27 protein-coding genes are annotated in these 23,230 nt (G+C 42.0%); 16 read left to right on the top strand and 11 right to left on the bottom strand.

What is annotated here, in order from left to right:
- Positions 1–53: 53 nt before the first annotated feature.
- The 3 genes from PHEP_RS11940 to PHEP_RS11930 all read left to right on the top strand — a co-directional run bounded on the left by PHEP_RS11940 (position 54) and on the right by PHEP_RS11930 (position 5,843).
- A complete protein-coding gene (locus tag PHEP_RS11940; protein WP_015808225.1) occupies positions 54–2,510 on the top strand; it encodes a heparinase II/III domain-containing protein in 2,457 nt (818 codons plus the stop codon).
- Positions 2,511–2,652: 142 nt separating this feature from the next.
- Positions 2,653–4,971 carry a heparin/heparin-sulfate lyase HepB gene (gene hepB, locus PHEP_RS11935; protein WP_015808224.1) on the top strand — a complete coding sequence of 773 codons (2,319 nt, stop codon included), beginning with the start codon at positions 2,653–2,655 and terminating at the stop codon, positions 4,969–4,971.
- A 134-nt stretch (positions 4,972–5,105) separates the two neighbouring features.
- Positions 5,106–5,843: a hypothetical protein gene (locus PHEP_RS11930; protein ID WP_015808223.1), complete on the top strand. Its 738-nt coding sequence runs from the start codon at positions 5,106–5,108 to the stop codon at positions 5,841–5,843.
- A 12-nt stretch (positions 5,844–5,855) separates the two neighbouring features.
- On the opposite strand, the gene PHEP_RS11925 is transcribed toward PHEP_RS11930, so the two are convergent.
- Together PHEP_RS11925 and PHEP_RS11920 are read right to left on the bottom strand one after the other, a co-directional pair.
- Positions 5,856–6,299, bottom strand: a complete 444-nt coding sequence (locus PHEP_RS11925; RefSeq protein WP_015808222.1) for a DinB family protein — start codon at positions 6,297–6,299, stop codon at positions 5,856–5,858.
- Complete coding sequence (locus PHEP_RS11920) at positions 6,299–6,826, bottom strand: OmpA family protein (protein ID WP_015808221.1); 528 nt, start codon at positions 6,824–6,826, stop codon at positions 6,299–6,301. The genes PHEP_RS11925 and PHEP_RS11920 overlap by 1 nt, the downstream gene beginning before the upstream one ends.
- Before the next feature lie 137 nt (positions 6,827–6,963).
- Here PHEP_RS11920 and gnd point away from each other — a divergent pair, with 137 nt between their 5' ends.
- Both gnd and PHEP_RS11910 read left to right on the top strand, forming a co-directional pair.
- Positions 6,964–8,418, top strand: coding sequence for a decarboxylating NADP(+)-dependent phosphogluconate dehydrogenase (gene gnd, locus PHEP_RS11915; RefSeq protein WP_015808220.1), 1,455 nt, complete (start codon positions 6,964–6,966; stop codon positions 8,416–8,418).
- 77 nt (positions 8,419–8,495) lie between these two features.
- Positions 8,496–8,918, top strand: a complete 423-nt coding sequence (locus tag PHEP_RS11910; protein ID WP_015808219.1) for a secondary thiamine-phosphate synthase enzyme YjbQ — start codon at positions 8,496–8,498, stop codon at positions 8,916–8,918.
- Positions 8,919–8,945: 27 nt separating this feature from the next.
- On the opposite strand, the gene PHEP_RS11905 is transcribed toward PHEP_RS11910, so the two are convergent.
- A complete protein-coding gene (locus tag PHEP_RS11905) occupies positions 8,946–9,182 on the bottom strand; it encodes a hypothetical protein (RefSeq protein ID WP_015808218.1) in 237 nt (78 codons plus the stop codon).
- A gap of 58 nt (positions 9,183–9,240) precedes the next feature.
- Positions 9,241–9,459 (bottom strand): hypothetical protein, encoded by a 219-nt coding sequence (locus tag PHEP_RS11900; protein WP_015808217.1) that lies wholly within the window; start codon positions 9,457–9,459, stop codon positions 9,241–9,243.
- 417 nt (positions 9,460–9,876) lie between these two features.
- Here PHEP_RS11900 and PHEP_RS11895 point away from each other — a divergent pair, with 417 nt between their 5' ends.
- From PHEP_RS11895 to PHEP_RS11885, 3 genes are read left to right on the top strand one after another with little or no spacing between them, the layout of a single operon-like run.
- Positions 9,877–10,611 (top strand): ImuA family protein, encoded by a 735-nt coding sequence (locus tag PHEP_RS11895; protein WP_015808216.1) that lies wholly within the window; start codon positions 9,877–9,879, stop codon positions 10,609–10,611.
- A gap of 2 nt (positions 10,612–10,613) precedes the next feature.
- Entirely contained in the window at positions 10,614–12,116 is a 1,503-nt protein-coding gene (locus tag PHEP_RS11890; protein ID WP_015808215.1) for a Y-family DNA polymerase, read from the top strand.
- A gap of 11 nt (positions 12,117–12,127) precedes the next feature.
- Positions 12,128–15,265 carry an error-prone DNA polymerase gene (locus tag PHEP_RS11885; protein WP_015808214.1) on the top strand — a complete coding sequence of 1,046 codons (3,138 nt, stop codon included), beginning with the start codon at positions 12,128–12,130 and terminating at the stop codon, positions 15,263–15,265.
- 42 nt (positions 15,266–15,307) lie between these two features.
- Here the strand turns inward: PHEP_RS11885 and PHEP_RS11880 are convergent, their stop codons facing one another.
- The 3 genes from PHEP_RS11880 to PHEP_RS11865 all read right to left on the bottom strand — a co-directional run bounded on the left by PHEP_RS11880 (position 15,308) and on the right by PHEP_RS11865 (position 17,226).
- Positions 15,308–15,802: a hypothetical protein gene (locus PHEP_RS11880; protein ID WP_143715738.1), complete on the bottom strand. Its 495-nt coding sequence runs from the start codon at positions 15,800–15,802 to the stop codon at positions 15,308–15,310.
- Positions 15,803–15,825: 23 nt separating this feature from the next.
- Entirely contained in the window at positions 15,826–16,392 is a 567-nt protein-coding gene (locus PHEP_RS11875) for a WG repeat-containing protein (RefSeq protein WP_015808212.1), read from the bottom strand.
- A gap of 474 nt (positions 16,393–16,866) precedes the next feature.
- Positions 16,867–17,226, bottom strand: a complete 360-nt coding sequence (locus PHEP_RS11865; protein WP_015808210.1) for a nuclear transport factor 2 family protein — start codon at positions 17,224–17,226, stop codon at positions 16,867–16,869.
- A 205-nt stretch (positions 17,227–17,431) separates the two neighbouring features.
- On the opposite strand from PHEP_RS11865, the gene PHEP_RS22225 reads away from it, so the two are divergent.
- Both PHEP_RS22225 and PHEP_RS22220 read left to right on the top strand, forming a co-directional pair.
- Complete coding sequence (locus tag PHEP_RS22225; protein ID WP_155975983.1) at positions 17,432–17,599, top strand: hypothetical protein; 168 nt, start codon at positions 17,432–17,434, stop codon at positions 17,597–17,599.
- A 24-nt stretch (positions 17,600–17,623) separates the two neighbouring features.
- Positions 17,624–17,800 carry a DUF6496 domain-containing protein gene (locus PHEP_RS22220; protein ID WP_015808208.1) on the top strand — a complete coding sequence of 59 codons (177 nt, stop codon included), beginning with the start codon at positions 17,624–17,626 and terminating at the stop codon, positions 17,798–17,800.
- Between the two features lie 35 nt (positions 17,801–17,835).
- On the opposite strand, the gene PHEP_RS11855 is transcribed toward PHEP_RS22220, so the two are convergent.
- The gene (locus PHEP_RS11855) at positions 17,836–18,267 is read right to left on the bottom strand and encodes a DUF6194 family protein (protein ID WP_015808207.1); all 432 of its coding nucleotides are present in this window, start codon (positions 18,265–18,267) and stop codon (positions 17,836–17,838) included.
- A 78-nt stretch (positions 18,268–18,345) separates the two neighbouring features.
- On the bottom strand, positions 18,346–18,786 hold the full coding sequence (locus tag PHEP_RS11850; RefSeq protein WP_015808206.1) for an SRPBCC family protein: 441 nt from the start codon (positions 18,784–18,786) through the stop codon (positions 18,346–18,348).
- A gap of 218 nt (positions 18,787–19,004) precedes the next feature.
- On the opposite strand from PHEP_RS11850, the gene PHEP_RS11845 reads away from it, so the two are divergent.
- From PHEP_RS11845 to PHEP_RS11830, 4 genes are all read left to right on the top strand, one after another.
- Positions 19,005–19,358, top strand: coding sequence for a hypothetical protein (locus PHEP_RS11845; protein WP_015808205.1), 354 nt, complete (start codon positions 19,005–19,007; stop codon positions 19,356–19,358).
- A 276-nt stretch (positions 19,359–19,634) separates the two neighbouring features.
- Positions 19,635–19,955, top strand: a complete 321-nt coding sequence (locus PHEP_RS11840; RefSeq protein WP_015808204.1) for an ArsR/SmtB family transcription factor — start codon at positions 19,635–19,637, stop codon at positions 19,953–19,955.
- A 10-nt stretch (positions 19,956–19,965) separates the two neighbouring features.
- Positions 19,966–20,454 (top strand): SRPBCC domain-containing protein, encoded by a 489-nt coding sequence (locus PHEP_RS11835; RefSeq protein WP_015808203.1) that lies wholly within the window; start codon positions 19,966–19,968, stop codon positions 20,452–20,454.
- Positions 20,451–21,029 carry a dihydrofolate reductase family protein gene (locus tag PHEP_RS11830; RefSeq protein WP_015808202.1) on the top strand — a complete coding sequence of 193 codons (579 nt, stop codon included), beginning with the start codon at positions 20,451–20,453 and terminating at the stop codon, positions 21,027–21,029. Before PHEP_RS11835 ends, PHEP_RS11830 begins: the two co-directional genes overlap by 4 nt.
- A 78-nt stretch (positions 21,030–21,107) precedes the next feature.
- On the opposite strand, the gene PHEP_RS11825 is transcribed toward PHEP_RS11830, so the two are convergent.
- Complete coding sequence (locus PHEP_RS11825; protein ID WP_036674535.1) at positions 21,108–21,503, bottom strand: hypothetical protein; 396 nt, start codon at positions 21,501–21,503, stop codon at positions 21,108–21,110.
- Positions 21,504–21,774: 271 nt separating this feature from the next.
- Here PHEP_RS11825 and PHEP_RS11820 point away from each other — a divergent pair, with 271 nt between their 5' ends.
- Positions 21,775–22,008, top strand: coding sequence for a hypothetical protein (locus tag PHEP_RS11820; RefSeq protein ID WP_015808200.1), 234 nt, complete (start codon positions 21,775–21,777; stop codon positions 22,006–22,008).
- A gap of 59 nt (positions 22,009–22,067) precedes the next feature.
- On the opposite strand, the gene PHEP_RS11815 is transcribed toward PHEP_RS11820, so the two are convergent.
- Positions 22,068–22,520 carry a VOC family protein gene (locus tag PHEP_RS11815; protein ID WP_015808199.1) on the bottom strand — a complete coding sequence of 151 codons (453 nt, stop codon included), beginning with the start codon at positions 22,518–22,520 and terminating at the stop codon, positions 22,068–22,070.
- Between the two features lie 285 nt (positions 22,521–22,805).
- Between PHEP_RS11815 and PHEP_RS11810 the strand changes: the two genes are divergently transcribed.
- A complete protein-coding gene (locus PHEP_RS11810) occupies positions 22,806–23,204 on the top strand; it encodes a ribosomal maturation YjgA family protein (protein WP_015808198.1) in 399 nt (132 codons plus the stop codon).
- The last annotated feature ends 26 nt before the right edge of the window (positions 23,205–23,230 follow it).

Here is a 23,230-nt window from a genome sequence, read left to right as displayed (position 1 = left end):
GGAGTAGGAAGGAAGGGAGTAGTTTAGTATATTGGATCTTCAAAATAACCTGAATGAATCCTTTTAAAATATCCTTAGGGCTGGCTTTCATTGCTCTGTTCGCTGTTGGAACTGCATCTGCCAGACAATCTGTACCAGACAATGCACATATCGCTGCCCTTAAAAAGGCAGTGGAGCCATTTGTTAAACTGTCACCAGAAGCAATCGCAGCCCTGGTTCCCAGCTACTCGGGCCTTAACTTTGTGGGCTGTCCAAACTGTAAGGGGGGTGCCCAGGACATGGGCGTATTGAAATGGACTTATGGAATGGGCGATCGGGTAAAATGCCGTTTTTGCCAGATGACTTTTCCCAATGCACAGTTTCCAGATAACAAAGAGAACGTGATTACCACACCAGGTGGCGGGAAGCAGGTTTACCGGTACTACGAAAATGAAAAGGGTAAGGCGTACTATTATGAAGCACACGCCTGGTATGAGCGTTGGGAGTGGATACAGCAGCTGGCTGCTCAGTTGGCCGAATTGTGGACGCTGACCAGGGATCCGGCCTATGCCGACCGGGCGGCTGCCATATTGGGCCGCTTTGCCCAGGTTTTTCCAGACTATGCAGTACGTTTCGACTACCCCAACCGTCCGGTCAGTTTCTTTGCGGCCAACCAAAAGTGGCCTTATGAAGGTATGCAGCCTTATCGGGGAGCGAAATGGAGTTGGTGGGGTTATTCATCTATCCCGATTAAAATGGCTGAAGTGTACCAGCAATTGCAAAGCACATACGACTGGAGTCGCATGGATAAGACCATTGGCCCTGAGACCGACAGAAAAATAGTAAAAGATCTTTTGGTATTGGGCTATGCGCATGTTGCGGCCAATCCTGAAGCCTACAGCAACATGTCGCCAGGTATGTATGAAAACATGATCAGACTGGGCAAGATCATCAATGATCCGAAAATGGTGGCCGATGGGCTCAAACGTTTTCAGGAATTTATAAAAGTTGGTTTCTTTGCCGATGGGTGGTGGAAAGAGGGTACAGTTTCGTACCATGACCAAACCATTAACAGTTTAAATAATGTCATCAAAACGGCGGGCCTGGATCCTGCAGCTATGCCGTTTTACCAAAAAGCCTATGGTGTTAGTCGCGATGCCATTTTGCCAAATGGGCGCAAGATACCCATCAATGACACCTGGCCTTATGAAAAAGTAAAAGGCAAAGGCACAGATAAAACGGTTTCACACCTGTGGTCTGCATTGGGCAATGCTGCACTGGGTACCGGCGAGGGGCAAAATCAGGTATTGCTCAATGTGAACTGGAGTGGTAACTACGGTCATTCGCATTACGACAATGGCGGTATTATCCTATATGCACTTGGTGAAGAACTCCTGTCGGATATTGGGTATACCCATACAAAATATCGTGGCTGGAGCATTCAGACTGCCTCGCACAATACAGTGGTAATTGACCAGCGGGGACAGGATGTGGGCACATCAGAACATCCGGCGACGGGCAGGCTCAAGTATTATGATGATACCGATGCACGTGTACAAGTAATTGATGTGGATGCCTCACCAGCTTACAAAGTTGCAAAGACCTATCGCCGGCGCTTGGTTATGGTGCATGTAGCTCCGGGTAAGGACTATGTACTGGACCGTTTTGATGTAGAAGGTGGCGGAACGCACGATTGGTTTTTGCATGGCATGGCCGAACAGGAGGGTAAGCTGGAAACCAGTATCCCCCTGGGCAGTCCTTTAAGCACGCTGGTTCCGGAATGGGGTGGCAAACAGATGCCAGAGGCGCAGGAAGATGCAGACCTCTCCGGCAGGCGCTACCATCCGTATGCCCACCTGCGTGACATACAATCAGGCAAAGCGAATGGAAGGTGGACAGCTACCTGGCGTTACGATCATTCTGGCTTGCGTATCCATAGCCTATCGCCCCAAAATGTACAGGTTTTCAAACTGCGTTCAGCAGCTATTCGTCCAGCAGCTGAAGACGACAATAAACTCGACAATTATATGCGCAGCAGCATTATGCAGCGGCACAGTGGTGGTAAATCCTCTTTTATCACAGTTCATGAGCCCTTTTCTAAAGAACCCTGGATAGATAAGGTATACATGGAAGGAGCGGAGGTCATAGTGCGTTATCAGCTGGATGGCAAGACCCGGACTGACAGGGTGAGGCTGAATGATCGTGGCGTAAGCGTACGCTCTACGGGAGGCTGGCAATACGATTCGGGCAAAGCACAGTCAGGCCTGGTTGAGGCTTTTGACAGCAGCAATGGAAAATGGCGGTTGCAGCTGGACAGAGATGCTCCTAAAGTAGATTTTGTCAGATTAGACCTTCCCGGTGGCGGAACGCGTTATTACAAGGTTGTGGCTGCAGATGGCAAATGGCTGCAGCTACAGGACGATCCGGGTTTCAGTATGCAGGGTAATCATTTAAAGTTCCATACTTTTCCACAAGATAAATACCAGGGTACAATCAGGTATACAATTTTTGAAAGAAGAGAGCAGCTTTGAAGCTGGTAGTTTTAAAAATCAATAAATTCATTTCAATTATGTTGAAAATTGGCCATAGCACTTATCAGTAGGTTAGAATGTTTGTAACTTGAGATGACCAAGGTCGGATAAACCGGATGACCTGGACAATTAAACCCAAATTATGAAAAGACAATTATACCTGTATGTGATTTTTGTTGTAGTTGAACTTATGGTTTTTACAACAAAGGGCTATTCCCAAACCAAGGCCGATGTGGTTTGGAAAGACGTGGATGGCGTATCTATGCCCATACCCCCTAAGACCCACCCGCGTTTGTATCTACGTGAGCAGCAAGTTCCTGACCTGAAAAACAGGATGAACGACCCTAAACTGAAAAAAGTTTGGGCCGATATGATCAAGATGCAGGAAGACTGGAAGCCAGCTGATATTCCTGAAGTTAAAGACTTTCGTTTTTATTTTAACCAGAAAGGGCTTACTGTAAGGGTTGAACTAATGGCCCTGAACTATCTGATGACCAAGGATCCAAAGGTAGGACGGGAAGCCATCACTTCAATTATTGATACCCTTGAAACTGCAACTTTTAAACCAGCAGGTGATATTTCGAGAGGGATAGGCCTGTTTATGGTTACAGGGGCCATTGTGTATGACTGGTGCTACGATCAGCTGAAACCAGAAGAGAAAACACGTTTTGTGAAGGCATTTGTGAGGCTGGCCAAAATGCTCGAATGTGGTTATCCTCCGGTAAAAGACAAGTCTATTGTTGGGCATGCTTCCGAATGGATGATCATGCGGGACCTGCTTTCTGTAGGGATTGCCATTTACGATGAATTCCCTGAGATGTATAACCTGGCTGCGGGTCGTTTTTTCAAAGAACACCTGGTTGCCCGCAACTGGTTTTATCCCTCGCATAACTACCATCAGGGTATGTCATACCTGAACGTAAGATTTACCAACGACCTTTTTGCCCTCTGGATATTAGACCGGATGGGCGCTGGTAATGTGTTTAATCCAGGGCAGCAGTTTATCCTTTATGACGCGATCTATAAACGCCGCCCCGATGGACAGATTTTAGCAGGTGGAGATGTAGATTATTCCAGGAAAAAACCAAAATATTATACGATGCCTGCATTGCTTGCAGGTAGCTATTATAAAGATGAATACCTTAATTACGAATTCCTGAAAGATCCCAATGTTGAGCCACATTGCAAATTGTTCGAATTTTTATGGCGCGATACCCAGTTGGGAAGTCGTAAGCCTGATGATTTGCCACTTTCCAGGTACTCAGGATCGCCTTTTGGATGGATGATTGCCCGTACCGGATGGGGTCCGGAAAGTGTGATTGCAGAGATGAAAGTCAACGAATATTCCTTTCTTAACCATCAGCATCAGGATGCAGGAGCCTTCCAGATCTATTACAAAGGCCCGCTGGCCATAGATGCAGGCTCGTATACTGGTTCTTCAGGAGGTTATAACAGTCCGCACAACAAGAACTTTTTTAAGCGGACTATTGCACACAATAGCTTGCTGATTTACGATCCTAAAGAAACTTTCAGTTCGTCGGGATATGGTGGAAGTGACCATACCGATTTTGCTGCCAACGATGGTGGTCAGCGGCTGCCCGGAAAAGGTTGGATTGCACCCCGCGACCTTAAAGAAATGCTGGCAGGCGATTTCAGGACCGGCAAAATTCTTGCCCAGGGCTTTGGTCCGGATAACCAAACCCCTGATTATACTTATCTGAAAGGAGACATTACAGCAGCTTATTCGGCAAAAGTGAAGGAAGTAAAACGTTCATTTCTATTCCTGAACCTTAAGGATGCCAAAGTTCCGGCAGCGATGATCGTTTTTGACAAGGTAGTTGCTTCCAATCCTGATTTTAAGAAGTTCTGGTTGTTGCACAGTATTGAGCAGCCTGAAATAAAGGGGAATCAGATTACCATAAAACGTACAAAAAACGGTGATAGTGGGATGTTGGTGAATACGGCTTTGCTGCCGGATGCGGCCAATTCAAACATTACCTCCATTGGCGGCAAGGGCAAAGACTTCTGGGTGTTTGGTACCAATTATACCAATGATCCTAAACCGGGCACGGATGAAGCATTGGAACGTGGAGAATGGCGTGTGGAAATCACTCCAAAAAAGGCAGCAGCCGAAGATTACTACCTGAATGTGATACAGATTGCCGACAATACACAGCAAAAATTACACGAGGTGAAGCGTATTGACGGTGACAAGGTTGTTGGTGTGCAGCTTGCTGACAGGATAGTTACTTTTAGCAAAACTTCAGAAACTGTTGATCGTCCCTTTGGCTTTTCCGTTGTTGGTAAAGGAACATTCAAATTTGTGATGACCGATCTTTTACCCGGTACCTGGCAGGTGCTGAAAGACGGAAAAATACTTTATCCTGCGCTTTCTGCCAAAGGTGATGATGGAGCCCTTTATTTTGAAGGAACTGAAGGAACCTACCGTTTTTTGAGATAAACCTTATCTCATTCTTTTCAAAAACACAGGCCGTTTTTCGTTATGAAAAATGGCCTTTTTCTTTTTATCAGCTCCTGTAGCGTTTGTTTACCTGATTACGTTTATGCTATATAAACCATAAACTATTTACCTGCATGAAGAAATATCCGAACCTAACCATTAAAGTCTTTACCATTCTACTGGCTGTAGCATTTTTAATGAATGGCTGTAAAAAGAAGGAACGTAGCCCTACCGACTGGGAAGAGCTGTTGTCGGCTAAAAAGAACGAGCTGGTAAACCTTACGGCCAATATTCCCTGCAGTGAGCTTGAGCATGTGCAGATTAAAGATATTTCAACGGACTGTTCCGTAACGTACTATCTGGTAGTTGCCTCAAAGCTGGCACAATTTGAAAAGCTAAAAACAGCGTATCTTGATCTATTGAGTGCTTATAATAAATCTTTATATCGTGCTGGTTATATTGTGGAACCTTGTTTTGAATCCATCTGGATGGCCGAACAACCTATCCGAACCGAATGCAAAGATGGTAAAGTTCAGCTCATCACATCAAATAACATCAATATTGAAGAAGCCATCCCCCTTGCAGCAAAGAGCTATGAAGAAATCATGACGATGGTAAATGCCCAAACCTGTACCGGTGGAGCAGAATGGTGGCCTACACCCATAGTTAAAGATGAGGTAATGGAGCTGGATTTTATCCTTTATCTACACTCAAAGGACTACTCGGTATTAAAGAAAAAAGTTTCCCTTTATAATAAATTGAAATACAGGATCTTTGAAGCACAAGGTACTGGTGGTATCCTTCGGAGCAAATTGAAATTCGACAGAACAGACTGCGTAAATGGCAAGCCTGTGATCGTGTATAAAAACTAAGCACTTTAAATATTAGTGCAAGCGTACAAACTGGATATAATCTGTATTAACAGGTTCTAGATTATTTAGCTTCATATCTTTTGCGATCTGGGCACGGTGATAAGTGCCATGATTGCAAACGTGCAACAAGATATCGGCAACAGCGGTTTCATAACTGTCACCTGTAAAAGTTTTGTATGTTATGATTCTGGAGTCTGGTATATCGGGATAGGCTATTTGAGCCAGTGCATCTGCACTTTTTTCAAGTAACAGGGCGCAGGTTTTAAGATCATGTACCTGCCATACGGTCACGGCAGGTTCAAATCCATTGATCCTGGCGACCCATATCGTTTGCGCATTTGCAATGTGGCTAAATAGCCTGATGCAGGACCCGGGGACTGCGCTTTCGTTTTCTTTTAAGGCAGTTAACAAAAGCGAATTGGCCCAATTGTTATATTTAGAGAATTGTCTTAGCATTAATCAGCTTTCAATACCGTTACTTCAACACGCCGGTTGATCAATCTGCCTTCTTTGGTTTTATTGTCGGCAACAGGGCGAGTATCTCCCAATCCTGAAGTTTTAATGTTTGCTTCAGGAATTCCTAAACTTACCAGATAAGTTTTTACAGAGGCAGCTCTTTTTTCTGATAACCACAAATTGTATTCCGGGGTTCCGGTCTTATCGGAGTGGCCTTCAACCAATACTTTTCTATCGGCATATTTATTTCTGATCACTTTTGCCACATCATCAATCCTGCTTTTTGATTTTTCATTTAGGTAAGAAGAATTGGTAGGGAACAATATTTCCGAACTGAATGTAAATCTGATCCCTGCGGCTGTACGTTCTACCTGATCGCCAGGCAGCTCTCTCTGGATGTTAAATATTTCGTTATCGGTACTTTTGGTTTCGGCAGTTTCGGGTGATTTGGCCAGGATTTTTTTAGTCTTACAAGAATAAGCAGCTGGCAGCAATAAAGCTAGAAATACGATTGTTCTGGTTCTCATTATAAAAAATTAAACGCGAATATAAGAAAATACTGAAGAGATTATACCCCATAATGAGCCAGAATAAGTTGGTTATTTTAATTTGGAAGCCTATTATTGTAAATAAATATAAATTAATTAAAAATTGAATAAAATTTATGGAAGCGATTTCTGACATAGGCGTTATAGGTATTGCGGTAATGGGTGAAAACCTCATTCTGAATATGGAGAGTAAAGGCTTTAGTGTTACAGCCTATAACCGTAGTGTTGATAAGGTAGAAAAGTTTGTGAATGGACGCGCCAAGGGAAAAAATATTTTTGGAGCGATGTCTATAGAAGAGTTTATTGGTTCATTAAAGCGTCCGCGTAAGGTGATGCTGATGGTGAAAGCCGGACGTCCTGTTGATGATTTTATTGAAACACTTATTCCATTACTGGAACCTGGTGATATCATTATAGATGGCGGCAACTCTCATTTTCCTGATACGGAAAGACGTGTTAAATATGTAGAAAGTAAAGGATTGTTGTATATAGGTACTGGTGTTTCCGGAGGAGAAGAAGGCGCTTTATTGGGCCCCTCTATTATGCCGGGCGGCAGCAAGGCTGCATGGGAATCTGTAAAACCGATCTTTCAAGCTATAGCAGCAAAGGTAGAAGACGGTTCGCCATGCTGTGAGTGGATCGGAGATGGGGGATCAGGTCATTTTGTGAAAATGGTTCACAATGGTATAGAGTATGGCGATATGCAACTGATCAATGAAACCTATCAGGTGATGAAAGATATGCTGGGTATGTCGGCCGACGATATGCAGAAGGTATTTGCGGAATGGAATAAAGGTGAACTGAACAGTTATCTGATTGAGATAACGAGTGATATCCTGGCCTTTAAAGATGAAGACGGAGCGCCTTTAGTGGATAAGATCCTGGATACTGCCGGACAAAAAGGTACCGGTAAATGGACAGGTACTGTAGCGCTTGAACTGGGTGTTCCCCTTACCTTAATTGCGGAGTCTGTATTTTCAAGATGTTTGTCTGCCTTAAAGGATGAACGTGTAGCGGCTTCTAAGGTATTAACCGGCCCTACACCTACATTTGAAGGCGATAAGGCTGCGTTTATCAATGACCTGCGTGACGCGTTGTATGCTGCTAAAGTGATCTCTTATGCACAAGGTTATCAAATGATCCAGGCTGCTGCACTAGAGTACGGCTGGCAATTGGATTATGGCAGTATCGCCCTGATGTGGCGTGAAGGATGTATCATCAGGTCTTCTTTCTTAGGCAAAATAAAAGAAGCTTTTGATAAAAACCCTGCTTTGCAAAACCTGATCCTTGATGATTTCTTCAAAGACAAAATCCTTCAGGCCCAGGCCGGATGGAGAAGGGTAGTGGCTGCTGCTGTCCTTAATGGAATTCCGGTGCCTTGTATCAGCGCGGGGATCAACTATTTTGACGGTTACAGAAGTGCACGTTTACCGGCAAACCTTTTACAGGCACAGCGGGATTATTTTGGCGCACATACCTATGAACGTTTAGATGGACCACGTGGTCAGTTCTTTCATACCAACTGGACGGGGCGCGGAGGAGAAACGTCTTCCACTACTTATGGTGTTTAGAAATTTTTTAAAAAAGAGGATGTATCAAAAATGGTCATCCTCTTTTTGGTTAAGTTCAATAAAGCGGGATTATTTAAATGGATATTTATCAGACAACGTTAACATTACGTGCAAGAAAAAGAGGATTTCATCTGATTACTGATGAGATACTGATGGAATTTCCAGAAATTAAATCATTGAGAACCGGAATCTGTCAGGTTTTTATTCAGCATACTTCCGCGTCACTTACCATTAATGAAAATGCGGATCCAACAGTGCGCGGGGATTTTGAAACCTTTTTTAATAAAGCAGTTCAGGAAAACGATCCTGATTACAAGCATGATTATGAGGGTGTAGATGATATGCCCGCACATATAAAATCTTCTATACTGGGTAGTTCAGTAACTATGCCCATCCGTAATGGAAAATTGGCCTTGGGCATGTGGCAGGGGATTTATCTTTGTGAACATCGTGATCATGGAGGTGAAAGGAAGCTCATTGTAACTGCCTGGGGAGTATGACAGGCATGCTATAGTTCAGGAGGAAATTTACATTTTTTTTTCATCACCATCGCGTTTATTACCTAAATTGGTTTTTGGGACATCTGTGTCCTTTATTTTTTCGTCAGAATTGTTTTCGGGCTGATCATTCAGGTTTTCCGTTGCTGGCAATTCCTGGCTACTTCGGCGATCGGTGCTGCTATGGTATTTAGGTTTGGTCAGATTTTCTGTTTTTTCAACATCATATTGCTTAGAGCCGGGTTTGGGTGTTCCATGATTTTTCATAAGTATGATTTTAAAATGTTAAAAAATAGGGTGCTGATCAGACATCAGCACCTTATTTCTATATGTCGCTGCCCGGTGTTGTTCCCGGTTCATGACTTGACCCCAGTGGTTTATGCTTTCTTTCCGGTCTTGAGATCAGATCTGTTCTTCCCAGATCAGCGACCGAAGAGGTTTCTCCACTATCTGGTTTCTTTTCATTGATGGGCTCCTTCGTTTCTTTATAAACATTTTTTTTTGGCGCTTCATCTTTTTTCAGCTTATCCTGTTGGTTTGCCATAATTATAAGTTTTAGTGAATACCTATTATCTGATTAAAGAACAAACCAGGTGGAATTATGTTTCAGATTAACTGGTTTGGGGACACAGAAAACAATACAGTGGCATCGAGGATAGCCGTAAGCAGCAGTAATTTGTGCGTCAGGAGTTTATTGCTATATTGTAAATATATTTAGTCCCAATCTGCATTATATGCTTAGCTCATGACAAAAATATTTCCTGCAGTTACGGACCTGACCAAAAGCATAAGATCTGCTGTAATTTATAAGAGGGAATGAAAGCATAGACCGAAAATTTCACTTGAAGAGGAATGGGAAAGCTTGGTAGTGTTATACAGTCAATAATATTGAAGTATTTGTAATTATTTTTATAAAATACTAATATTTTTAGCATAACTTTACGGTTCCAAATCAGAAGTGATGCCCGAAAGCAACATCGATATTATCAATCAGCTCCGAAAGGATATTTTGCAGTTGGAAGGTTTTAAGCCCCCGACTGCTGCAGCTGTTTCTGTTATGGGGCTTGGGCTATTAGAAGCTACTTTTCCAAATGGAATTTTTCCTATCGGTGTGGTGCACGAGTTTTTGGGTGCCGAAACAGAACAAGCTGCGGCCTGCAGCGGTTTTATGGCGGCTTTGCTGGGCAGGCTGATGCAGCATGAGGGTATCGGCGTATGGATTGGCACTTCAAGGAAGCTATTTCCGCCTGCACTGAAGGCGTTCGGCATTGAACCAGACCGGGTAGTTTTTGTGGACCTGCAAAGGGAAAGGGATGTTCTTTGGGCAATGGAAGAAGCGCTGAAATGTGAGGGACTGGCTGCTGTTGTCGGAGAAGTGCGGGAGATCAGCTTTGCGCAATCCCGGCGACTGCAACTGGCTGTCGAAAGCAGCAGGGTAACCGGGTTTATTTTGCGAACCGATGCCAGAAAACTAAGTACAACGGCATGTACCGTACGGTGGCAGATTACCTCCTTGCCAAGTGAGGAAAGTGAAATGCCTGGTGTAGGTTTTCCCCGCTGGAATGTTGAACTTCTGAAAGTCCGCAACGGCAATCCCGGTAGCTGGCAAATGGAATGGGCCGAAGGTCACTTTATACAGCTCAGTGAACCTGCATCAGCAAAGGAAATGGAGCTTCAAACATTACAAGCAGGATAATCATGCAAAAACGATTTGTAACCTTATGGTTTCGTCACTTACTGACGGACTGGCTTGCCCTCCGCAAGCCGGAGCTAAAGGGTGTGCCTTTTGTTTTTGCTACACCAGATCATGGCCGTATGGTGATTACCGCCACTACCATTGAAGCGGAATTACAGGGAATAAATGTTGGGATGGTGGCAGCGGATGCCAAAGCTATTGTTCCATCTTTGCAGGTAGTGGATGATATTCCTGGTAAAGACCTGAAACTGCTGAGCTTGCTGGGCGAATGGTGCATTCGTTATACACCTTTTGTAACGGTCGATTTACCTGATGGCTTGATACTGGATATTTCCGGTTGTACCCATTTGTGGGGTGATGAAAGAAGTTATTTAAAAGAAGTGGTTACCCGTTTGAGAAGCAAAGGCTTTGATGTGCGTGGCGCTATGGCCGATACTGTTGGCACAGCCTGGGCAATTGCCCGCTTCGGAAAGGTAAAACCGATCATTGAGCCCGGCGAGCAGGCTGAGGCTTTACTTTCATTACCGCCCGAGGCGCTACGATTAGACAATAGGATTACAGAACGGCTGCAAAAACTAGGGCTCAGGAATATCCGCAGTTTTATCCATATGCAGCGCTCCGCTCTACGTCGGCGTTTCGGCCAACAGCTGCTATTACGACTTGACCAGGCACTGGGTAATGAGCAGGAATTGTTGCAGCCCTTGCAACCAATCGAGGCCTATAGCGAACGCTTGCCCTGCCTGGAGCCGATCAGAACAGCTATCGGGATAGAGATCGCAATCAAACAATTATTGGAAATGCTTTGTCTGCGCCTGAAACAAGACGGCAAAGGCTTACGGACTGCCATTTTAAAATGTTATCGTATAGATGGCGAACTGGAACAGGTCAGCATTGGCACCAGCAGTGCTACTTATCATATTTCGCATTTGTTCAAGCTTTTTGAACTAAAGATTGCTACCATTACACCGGCTTTGGGTATCGAGTTATTTGTAATGGAAGCGTCCAAAACAGAAGATGTACCACTCGTTCAGGAAGGATTATGGGCAGGAAGTCTGGGCCTTGAAGCCAGGGCAGTAACAGAACTGATCGACCGCTTGGCGGGCAAGGTGGGTGCAAATGCAATCCACCGTTACCTGCCGGTAGCGCACTACTGGCCGGAACGTTCTGTTAAAGCTGTCGGCACACTCCAGGAAAAACCTCAAATGAGCTGGAAGAGCGATAAGCCACGGCCCATATGGTTATTGGACAAGCCGGAACGGATTGAAGTAACAGCGTTGATTCCTGATAGTCCGCCTATGCTTTTTATTTATAAAAGCAAGGTACATCAGATCAGAAAAGCAGATGGTCCCGAACGTATTGAACGGGAGTGGTGGCTGGAAAATGGTGAGCACCGCGATTATTATAGTGTAGAAGATGCAGCTGGCAAACGCTATTGGTTGTTCCGGTCGGGGCATTATTCTGATGATAAGTCCCATCAATGGTTTATACATGGATTTTTCGCATAAGAGCATAAATAATGGGTTATACTGAATTACAAGTTACCAGCAATTTTAGCTTCCTGCGGGGCGCTTCCCATCCTGATGAAATGGTGGAACAGGCGGCGGCTTATGGCTATTCTAAAATAGCCATAACAGACAGGAATACACTGGCAGGTATTGTGCGTGCCCATGTTGCTGCTAAAAAGATCGGAATGTCCATTATTCCTGCTTGCCGATTTGACCTGATTGATGGGCCAAGTTTGCTGGCTTATCCGACAGACAGAGATGCTTACAGCCGTTTATCTGGTTTGCTTACAACAGGTAACCTGAGGGCTGAAAAAGGATCTTGCCATTTATATAAAAAAGATGTGTATGAACATGCCAAAGGCATAAAATTTATCGTAGTTCCACCAGCTTCACTAAATACCAGGTTTGACTTTGAGGAGAGTTTCAAAAAAGCATTGGCTGAATACCGTGAGGCTTTGGGATCGGATGTTTATCTCGGCGCGATGCGTTTGTATAATGGCGATGATATGAAACAGCTTTACCGGCTGTCGCAGTTGGCTAAGCTGCTGGATATGCCGATGGTGGCCACCAATGATGTGCATTATCATGAACCTAAGCGACGGGAATTACAGGACATATTAACCTGTGTCCGTGAAAAATGCACTATTCAGCATGCAGGTTTTTTGCTGCATCAGCATGCAGAGCGGTACCTGAAACCAATGGAGGAAATGCAGCGTTTGTTCAGGCAGTATCCAGATGCCATCACACGCACACAGGAAATTGCCGAAGCCTGCCAGTTTTCCCTTGATAGCCTGAAATATGTGTATCCCGAAGAAATTACCAGTGATGGCCGCACCCAAATGGAAGAACTGACTTTTTTAGCCTGGCAGGGGGCAAATGAAAAATTTAACCATGCAATTCCTGAAAAAGTTGAAGCTACGATTAAGGCAGAACTGGCCTTTATGGAGAAGCGCAACCTTGCGGCTTATTTTCTGACCGTTCATGACTTTGTGCGTTTCGCCCGAAGCCAGCGCATCCTGTGCCAGGGACGAGGCTCGGCGGCCAATTCGGTAGTGTGCTATTGCCTGGGTATCACCTCGGTCGATCCTTCTAAATTCAGGCTGCTGTTTGCGCGTTTTATGTCGGAAGCCAGGGACGAACCGCCTGATATTGACGTTGACTTTGAGCATGAGCGCCGTGAAGAAGTGATACAATATATTTATCAGAAATATGGCCGTGAGCGTGCTGCCATTGTTGCCACTGTAACCCAGCTGCATTTCAAAGGTGCTGTCAGGGACGTGGCAAAAGCAATGGGCCTATCCGTAGATATGGTAAACCGTTTGTCGGCTTCCGTCTGGCGTCATACAGAAGTACTGGATGATCAGCAGCTCATAGAACAGGGTTTTGATCCCTCAGACCGGCATTTACGTAAAACCCTTGAATTAACCTGTCAAATGATAGGTTTTCCACGCCAGCTTGGACAGCATACCGGCGGCTTTGTAATTACGCAGGGTAAACTGTCGGACCTTTGCCCGGTGATGAATGCCCGTATGGAGGACCGTACATGCATTGAATGGAACAAGGATGATATAGATGCGCTCGGTTTTTTGAAAGTGGATGTACTGGCATTGGGTATGCTGACCTGCATCCGTAAAGCGTTTGATCTGGTTAAGGCGCATTATGGGCTTGACCTGACTTTAGCCAATGTGCCACAGGATGACCCCGCCGTTTATGAAATGATCAGCCATGCAGATACCATCGGTGTTTTCCAGATCGAAAGCAGGGCACAAATGTCCATGCTGCCGCGCCTGAAACCCAAATGTTTTTATGATCTGGTTATCGAGGTTGCCATTGTCAGGCCAGGGCCCATACAGGGTGATATGGTTCATCCTTACCTGCGCCGTCGCAACGGCGAGGAGCCGGTGGAATATCCATCAAAGGAATTGGAAGAAATATTGGACAGGACACTCGGTGTGCCTTTGTTTCAGGAGCAGGCGATGGAGATTGCCATCATGGCCGGGGGCTTTACTCCGGCAGAAGCAGATGAGCTGCGCCGGAGCATGGCTAGCTTTAAAGCAAACGGCAAATTGCATCTGTATGAAAAAAAACTGGTAGACGGTATGGTAGCCAGAGGCTACGAAGAGGGATTTTCGAGGCGGATTTTTAAGCAGTTGCAAGGGTTTGAGGGCTATGGTTTCCCTGAAAGCCATGCTGCTTCTTTCGCCTTGCTGGTCTATGTTTCTTCCTGGCTCAAATGTTATTATCCTGATGTATTTGCAACGGCACTGCTGAATAGTTTGCCAATGGGGTTTTACCAGCCTGCACAGCTCGTTATTGATGCACAAAAGCATGGAGTTGAGGTAAAACCTGTAGATATTAATCTTTCTGGCTGGGATAATTTACTGGAAGAAAAAGCAGGTAAATACTGGGTTGTGCGTTTGGGGTTCCGGCAGGTTTCTGGATTAAGGGAAGAGGATTTACAGGCATTGATTGCCGGAAGATCGGGGGGGTATTTCTCGGTCAATGCACTGCGCGATGCAGGTGTACCGCAGGCTGCCCTGGAAAAGCTGGCTGATGCGGATGCCTTCCGCTCGATAGGTCTTGACCGCAGGCAGGCCTTGTGGGAAGTGTCTGCCTTGGGTGACAGGCCGGTGGCCTTATTTGAGGGGCAGCCCTCTGAAAGTGTTACCGAAACGCAGGTAGCCCTTCCGTTTATGACTGCCGGCGAACATGTTGTGCAGGATTACGCAGCGACTTCCTTGTCCCTTAAAGCACATCCAGTTAGTTTTGTAAGGGAAAAGCTGAAGCTATTGCGGGTATTATCTGCCCAGGAAATTACCGAAGCTAAGGATGGTGACTTTGTAAAAGTAGCTGGATTGATCCTGGTTCGGCAAAGACCGGGCACCGCAAGCGGTATTTGTTTTATCACTATAGAAGATGAGAGCGGAACGGTAAACCTGGTTGTATTTCAAAAGCTTTTTGATCATTACCGGAAAGAGATATTGCAGTCTAAACTGATTATGGTGGAAGGCCAGCTTCAAAAAGAGGGTGAGGTTATTCATGTGGTACTCAAACGCTGCTTCAATTTTAACAAGTTACTGGGCAATTTAACCGTCACTGCAACCGAAGCGCAAACCGATGTTTTCTATAAGGGAAGGAATTTTAAGTAGCAGATAACCATGAAGGTAAACAGAGAGGATGTGGTCTATCTGCTAACGCCTTTCAATAAACAATATATCATGGCTGCGATTAACCGTATAATGGATACGTACCTCCATACCAGGTCTTAACTGTTGCAGACTAAGGCCGAGGTTCAATATTACAGCTGCCCAGCTATCCAGTTCCTTATATTCCGTTTTTATAATATAGCGAGGTGGTAAAATACCACTTATTGAATTTTCTACGGTTACTCCCAGTATAACGGTATCGACCACCCTTTTAGAAGATTGAAGACAGTGTTTGAAAGTGCGTATATAAAAAGGTATAACCAGCCCAATGAGCAAGATGGTAAATACTACTATCAGGAAAATCCCAAACCAGGTCAATCCGTTAATATGATTAATCGCCAAGTCGCCAATTACATTTTTAATAAAGATCACATAGGCGTATAATAATGGCAAAATAAATATAAAAAGGAATACCAAGCGCTGTATCAACAGGCTTTTCAACTTTTTCTTTTCAAGTGTACTGAGTGGTTGTATATTCATTTTTTGTTGCATGTGGGGGGCGTTTATTGCAGAATTTTCCCATCTTTATTAATGTAAAACCATTCTTCACTTTCCCAAGTGGGATGTTCATCATCAGGAGAAGCCGATACAGTTTTACATTTAAAGCTTACTTTGGCTTTACCGTTTTCAAAAGGCAATGCACAATCAAACTGGGGTGTAATTACAATTTTTGAAGTAAGTGAATCAACATATCCGATTTTGCCATTTTTCGTTATTCTGTATAATCCTTCACTCGTATAATCAGGCCCGTTATCAAATGGCAGTATGTTATAAATATGCTTTCCATTCCGATCAATTAAAACAAAGCCAGAATCTGCTACAATCCCAAAGTCTGTTATTGTATCCGTATAAGCTGCATAATAGTCGCCCAAAATTTTATTTCCATTCTGATCAAAGTACGCATACATTGAAGTTTTCTCATCTCTTTTGAGGATAAGTTTCGAAGGTTGTATGTTTGGTTTACAGGTAATTTGCAGAATTACCAATCCTAGAAGCAAAAGTTTGAATTTTCCAGTAAACAAGAATTTAGCAATATAGTTGTTCTTGTTTTGATTTTTGTTCTCGATCATAAGTTTTATAATAGTTGTCTTTTCATAGGAGGAACCAAAAATATTATCAAGAGCATTAATTGATTTAGGAGTTAGTGAGCCTGAATATATTAAATAAATGTATTACATCTGTCGTATTTTCTATATCAAAGATGTATGGATCAGTTGCATTTTCTATCCGTGTTCCTCTTTTTACAAAGATGAAATGGGTATTAAAGAAGTGGAATCTGCATTCGACAGAAGCGTATCTTTGTGCTATTTGTATGGAAGATCGATTCTTTGTAAGCACATGGATTGTAAACAAGCAAACTGGAAGAATCGTGATTACTGGTCATTATGATTCCAATAATAACGGAAAATACGATAAGACCGACAAAAATCAGCTATTGATATATGATCTTAAAACTTTGAAATTGATTAATTAATATTAGAAGTTAAACTTCTTTATCTTGATTTGGATGAGCATTAGTAGTTTGCCTAACCCATTTTTTTAGCTTATTTATTATCGATTATATAAGAGCTCATTTTTATAATCTTATCATTTTTGAAGTGATAAACATCGCAGAAATTGCTTTCATATTCCGTGCCGTCTACTTTTTTACTTTTACTTGATCCCTGTACGGAGGCCATATCCCCTTCAATCACAATGGTTGAAAACCTGAAATCTGTGTGTTGCGGCATGTCACTTCCATCCATCTGATTGATTTCTGCTATTCCATTAAAAGTAGTATGGCCTGATGTAGAACTATACATGTCCCAAACTACATCGTCGGCCAGGTAATCCATAAATGCCTCCATTCTGTTTTCAGTAAACAAGAGGTTGATCTGTTCAATAAGTTCTTTTGTTGTCGCCATGGTGTTAAAACATTTGCTGAAGCGATATTGTTTGCGGGTTGATTAAACATTAAGCTCATGATTTTAGCTGGCTAGAAATATTTTATTAAAAAATCGAATCAATTTGTGATTAACCTTGTTTTTAAATACTAGATACTAAATATAAATATAAGTATTATGGATATCATTGGAAATGATGGCTTAATATATCTTAATGAAAGTTATTATGAAAGAGCAAGAAAAAAAAGGTCATGAAATGGATAAGCCACTGGCCAAAGCGGGTAGTTTAAACCTGCCTAAAAAAAAGCTTCAAACTGATGAACCATTGTCAGAAAAAGATGAAGTAAAGCAAGCAGAAGAGCGTCAGCGTAAACGAATGAAAGATAGAGATTAAATTGAAAACATAAATTTTAATATTATGGCAAAGTATTCAGAAAAAGCATCTGAGAAGGTAGAAAAAACGATGCATGAAATGAAAGAAGGTAAACTGAAGTCAGGAAGTGGAAAGAAGGTGACTTCTAAAAAGCAAGCCATTGCAATTGGTCTTTCGGAGGCAAGAAAAGCGGGGGCTAAAGTTCCTAAGAATAAAGCTTAGAATTAAATCTATTTGCTGCGTAATAATTTAAAGATCTAGGCTTTATTTTGCCTTTTAACAGCGATACTATAAGCTACATCCAGATGTGGCTTTAGTTTCAGCATATTTTCCTTGTGTGGATTAACGATGCATACCCAGTACATCGCACAGTAAACTGGATGTGGCATAAGTACATTCTCCACCGAAAAATCTAAGCCGGAATTCAAGTAAGCGCCAATACCCTTCTTTAACTCAATATCATTGAATTCGGTTATAAAGTTAGTTTTGTCAATACCGATGTTAAGTCGGAAGAAACCTTTCCTGTTTAACTGCGATGCATTGTCAAAATCGTTATCGCTTGTAACTATGGTTGCGAATGGCATCATTTTCTCTTCTCTGTAGAAAAAGAATAAATCATTGTTTGCTTCAGTAACATTCACGTCTTCAAAACTGGATGAGATGTATGCCGTAATTTCTTCGATGCTCATAACAGAATTCCTGGGCTGGTAAATATAATTATATTCTGATGGCAGTCAAAATGAGGTAGAATTTAAATCGCAGTATGTTTAGGTTTGCCTATGACGGCTTTCAGTTTGTTCTTTGATGAGTTCAAGGGTTGGACCCCAGTACAGTTCCAGGTGCTTGCGGATCACATCGTCGGGGAAATTGCTGATGAAAAGATCAAGTCTGGTCTGTTTGTTTTCATATGAAAGGTCAAATTCCAGGAGACAATGATTTTCATCGGTATCGGCTAAGTTGGACAGTGAACTTAGAAAAGTATAGCTGAACTTAACATTAGGATCGAAGGCCAGGATGATACCTGAATTCCGGAATGGAATTCCATGGAGATCTCCGCTGGTGACGATTGTACTGCCGACTTTCCAATCTGTTTTTATTTGAATGGGTGTATCGTAAGTCCATTGTTGAACAAAGGGGCTTAGGGTTAATGTATCCCAGACTGCCGAGACAGGAACATTAATGAGAATAGTTTTTTGCACCATATCCATTTGACTAAAATACGTTTTTTCCGGAATCAGGAATCGATTGATAGCCTTGAAATTATTTCACTATCGTATTAAATTCTGGATATCGTTACTTTTTTTTAGCAAAAAAATAATTTTAAGATAACAAAACTAAAAATATTAGTATTTTTGTTTTTAATTGACTTAAGTTTATAGTAACTAAGGTTTTATACCATGAGAAGCTTGTTTAAAAAGGAGGACAGATGATTGAGCTGGATTATTTTCCGGATGGGGTGGATGGCCTGGTTTACCAGGTAGTGCAGTTTCGTGCTGCTGAACCATGGCGCATTGTTTATGCCGGTGAACTGATTTGCAGTATGGAAAAACTAGAAGGCTTGTGGTATGTGAAAGGGAAAGCACGGATTCCTCAGGAACTTATTGAAGGTATTGGTGTTTTGATTGACCGGCAGCACTTTAACCGTTTGCCAATGGAGCTTAAAATGCATTGGGAAACTTATGTACAGGAAACGATTGCCCAGGGTGATACCCAGTGGTGGTTTGTAAGGCAGGAATTGATTTTGAGCGGTTTGAAAAACTGTTCAGGGCTTACATTATGAATCTGGTGAGAGATCCCTGGGAGATTTGTTTTCGGGTTTATAATGCCGGAATGTCTGAAGATTTTGAAGTTGTAGTAAAAGGACAAATATTGGTTCATTAGGCTATTATGTTCGTATTTCCTTTATAGTAAGCCCGCTGGGTGCTTTAATTGCAATGGAACTGAGTAGTGGCAGGATGTGGAAATACAGATATTGCTGCTAAGCAAAAAAAATATTCAATATTATTTGCGCAAGTAAAACCTTGCGTATATATTTGCAAGGTAATACTTGCGCATTATGACACATACAAGAGATATCTTTCAGGCAATAGCAGATCCAACCCGAAGACAAATTATAGGCATGCTTGCGCAGAAATCACTCAATGTGAATGCTATTGCCAAGGAGTTTGCCATAACGAGGCAAGCAGTTTCATTGCATGTACAACTTCTAAACGATTGTGGTCTCATTACCATCAGGCAACAAGGTAGGGAACGATATTGTGAGGCAAAACTAGAAAAACTAAAGGAAGTGACAGATTGGGTAGACCAGTACCGGAAATATTGGGACAATCAATTTGATTCATTGGAAAGCTATCTGGCAAAAATTCAAAAAAAATAGAAACAGAAAGATGGAAAAGTACAATACATTCAAACAAGAAGATAATGTTCTGATACATACAAGAATCCTGGATGCACCAAGAGATTTAGTATGGGAAGTATGGACTAACCCTGCACATATCAGGGAATGGTGGGGGCCAAACGGTTTTTCGCTAACTACCAGATCAATGACGGTAGAACCAGGCCAGATCTGGGATTTTATTATGCACGGCATGGGAAGGGATTGGGATAATAAAATAGAATATGTAGAAGTAAATAAGCCTTACTTACTGTCCTATAAACATTCTGGTGAAAAAAGCGAAGATTATAACTTTATGGTTTCAGTTTCGTTTGAAGAAGTTGAAGGAAAAACCTTATTGACCATGAAGTCGGTATTTAAATCAAAAGCAATTATTGATGAGTTAAACAGAAAGGTAAATGCTATAGAAGGAGGCAAACAGACTTTAAACAGACTCGAAAACTATCTTAAAATAACTATTCACCAAAAAACAGAATCATGAAAAAGATAATTTCATTTATGCACATATCGCTTGACGGCTTTGTGGCAGGACCAAACGGAGAAATGGACTGGATTACAGTTGATGAAGAAATTTTTGATCATGTTGGCAAACGGATAAGTGAGGGAGATACCGCATTATACGGAAAGGTAACCTATCAGATGATGGAAAATTACTGGCCTACTGCAGCAGATAGCCCTACGGCGAGCAAACACGACATTGAGCATTCAAAGTGGTATAAAAAAGTACACAAAGTTGTTTTATCAACAACAATGAAAGGTACCGGTTTAAAGAACGTAGAAATTATAACCGGTAACATCTCTGACAAAATAAATGAAATAAAACAAAGAGAGGGTGAAGACATTTTGCTTTTTGGTAGCCCCGGGGCAACGCATTCACTTATTCGGCTAAACTTAATCGATGGCTACTGGCTATTCGTTAATCCAGTTATTCTTGGACAAGGCATTCCATTGTTTGCGGAAATCAAAGACAAAATCAAATTAAAATTGCTGACTACCAAGCAATTTACATGCGGTGTAACTGAACTGAACTATATCTTAGACAATTCCTCTAAGTAGCTGGTGTTATTTGAGCGCATCCTGAAGTTGCGGTGAGTATGATCAGTGTGTATATGATTTTTTGATAAAGAATGGCTTTTAGTAAAACTTATCTTTTTTCATTTTAAGGTTTTCAGCTTCTTCTTCGGCTATGATTTTTACCTTTTTTAAATCTACGCGGATGATATTGTATAAGCTCATGTATACATTTGCTATCCATACTATGGTAAAGCCTGCAATGATATAGCCAATCCAGTTTTGGTAAAGTAGCTTATAATCAGTTATAATGAGCAGCAATAGCGTCACGTAATGACTGAAGCAGTATTCACAAGTGAATACGTAAAAGAATTTTCTCTTCCACAGGGTATTGCATGATTTTGATTTTGCGACGCAATATTCACGGGGTTCTTTAAATATTTCTTCTTTAGTGACTGTCCAGCTGATGCAGGCGACCACGATTGAGAGAATAAAGAGCCAATAAGAATGGGTTTCCATAACTTCTTTTGAACATTTTAACATACCTGATAAAAAAAGGTTTGGATTTTCTGAAATTAGTAACTTGCTTCTATGAAAAGGCTGAAGTTTTACAATGAAACGATACAATAGCGCTATCAATATCTGAAAAGCCTAATTAGTATTCCTATCAATTTGTATACTGAGGATATTATCTTATCTCACATCGACTTATTTTTTTGGTTATCTGCTGAACAAAAAAGCAAACCTTATGATTTTAATGTTGTTTTATCTATGAACTAATGATATCACCATGGAAACTCAGCAAAACAATGAAAACACTCCGCCTTTAAAAACAAGGGATGATAAACGTGAGCATAATATAGATGCAACTAAAAGTATTTCGGAGATGCGCGAAGACGCGGAGACAAAAAAGGGGGATAAGCTTGAAGATCAGGTTGGCGAGCAGGAAAACGGACCTGAAGATGATGCTATGAATTATAAAAGTGACCGTGATCACGGTACTTATAATCCGGAAAATATATAAAATAACAATGACAGGGTTGACTGAAAGTCAACCCTGTCATTGTGTGGTTTATTCAATATTTATTTTTTACCGAGCTCTTCTGCCAAACCGATTAGCAGACCATCCTTTGCCCGAATGTAGCATAGCCGATACGAGTTTTCGTACTGAACTACTTCGCCAACGAGCTGGGCACCATGCTTGAGGAGCCTGGATACCAGCTCGTCAATATCCTCGATAGTGAACATTGCGCGTAGATAACCGAGGGCATTTACCGGTGCTGCCCTGTGATCTTCGATAGTAGGGGGGCTTAGAAACCGTGAAAGCTCAAGCCGACTGTGGCCGTCGGGAGTAACCATCATCGCAACTTCGACGTGCTGATTACCTAATCCAGTAACGCGACCAGCCCATTCACCTTCAATCGTGGCCCGTCCTTCGAGCTTCAGGCCTATTTCTGTGAAAAAGGAGATCGCGTCATCAAGAGATTCTACTACGATCCCGATATTATCCATTCGTAATAATTTATTTTTTGCCATAGTATTATGTATTTATATAACCATAACAAATATCATGGTAAAAAGTGATTATATAGGGGGGATAAAGCGACTTTTGTAGGTCTGTTTGCGACATTTTAGCCTCCCTGCAGCGGCTCCATTATACAGTTTTTCCCTACTTATCCAGGCTATAATGATGAATGTTTCTTTACATCCATAAGAGCCTCAAGTTAGAAAGAATTTTCTTGAGTTTAGAAACATTAGGTTCATGAGGCTGATTTTTATAAGTTTACTTAAATAAATAAACGAATAAATACGTATTGAGTTATGACATCACTAAACAGAAATATCAGATTAAGGTTTAGGTATGTATTGTTAATCGTTTTTGTAATTGTATTGGGAATCCTTTCCAGGAAAGCATCATTTATACCGTTGATTATTGGGGATGTATTGTATGCCGCAATGATGTTCCTCTGCGTGAAATTGCTCTTCATCAGAGTGAATTTCTGGATTATTGCGTTGATTAGTTTATTAATATGTTTTCTTATTGAATTAAGCCAGCTTTATAATGCAGTATGGATAAATGATATTAGAAATACTACTTTAGGCGCATTAATACTTGGACGCGGGTTTCTTTGGAGCGATATTGTAGCATACACAATCGGAACTATTATTTGTATACTTTTTTTTCAGTTTACCCGTATATTTTCGGATAAGGTTGATTAGTTCAGGTTTTCACAAAATTGCGATGT

The organism is Pedobacter heparinus DSM 2366, assembly GCF_000023825.1.
Taxonomy (GTDB): domain Bacteria; phylum Bacteroidota; class Bacteroidia; order Sphingobacteriales; family Sphingobacteriaceae; genus Pedobacter; species Pedobacter heparinus.
The sequence above is the reverse complement of the archived record's forward strand: the minus strand, read 5'-3'. Positions and strand labels throughout refer to the sequence as shown.